2 protein-coding genes are annotated in these 682 nt (G+C 43.8%); both read right to left on the bottom strand.

The genetic code is table 11. From position 1 onward, the window contains the following. Positions 1 to 96: hypothetical protein (locus KSU54_RS19610; RefSeq protein WP_147333311.1), on the bottom strand; the 96-nt coding region annotated here is incomplete at its 3' end. A gap of 1 nt (position 97) precedes the next feature. Then, the coding region (fsa, locus tag KSU54_RS18560) for a fructose-6-phosphate aldolase (protein WP_117792825.1) at positions 98 to 682 on the bottom strand (585 nt) is incomplete at its 5' end.

Here is a 682-nt window from a genome sequence, read left to right as displayed (position 1 = left end):
CAAAGGCAGTCCCGGATGTCCTGAATTTGCCTTTTCAACAGTATCAGCGCATAATGCTCTAATGGTACTGACTGTTTTTCTATCAACTGCTTCCATATTAGCCTCCAAATACTGCTCGATAGTCTTTTTGGAATTTTTCAATCCCCTCAGCAGTCAAAGGATGTTTCAGCATTTGTTCAATAACACTGTAAGGAACAGTTGCCAGATCCGCTCCGGCTTTAGCACATTCGATAACATGACAGGCGTTTCTGACACTGGCTGAGATGATCTGCGCTTTGATATCATGCGTTTTGAATATTGCGGCAATATCTCTGATCAGCTGCAGTCCGTCCATCGAGATATCATCGATTCTTCCAACAAATGGAGAAACATAGGTTGCTCCGGCTCTGGCTGCCAGGATTGCCTGCGGAACATTAAAAATCAATGTCAGATTTGTTTTGATCCCTTCACCGGACAGTACCCGGCATGCCTTCAAGCCCTCAGCAGTAGTTGGAAGCTTAACAACCATATTCTTATGGATTTTTGCAATTTCCCGGCCTTCTTTGATCATGCCTTCAGCATCAACAGTTGTGGCTTTGACTTCTCCGCTGATAGGACCGTCAACAATTGCAGCAATCTCCTTAATTACCTCATTAAAGTCTCGACCTTCTTTAGCAATAATAGAGGGATTGGTAGTAACACC

It is taken from the genome of Erysipelatoclostridium sp. MSK.23.31, from assembly GCF_019125875.1.
Classification (GTDB): Bacteria; Bacillota_I; Bacilli_A; order Erysipelotrichales; family Coprobacillaceae; genus Thomasclavelia; species Thomasclavelia ramosa.
Note: the sequence above shows the minus strand (reverse complement) of the source record. Positions and strands in the feature narration are given on the sequence as shown.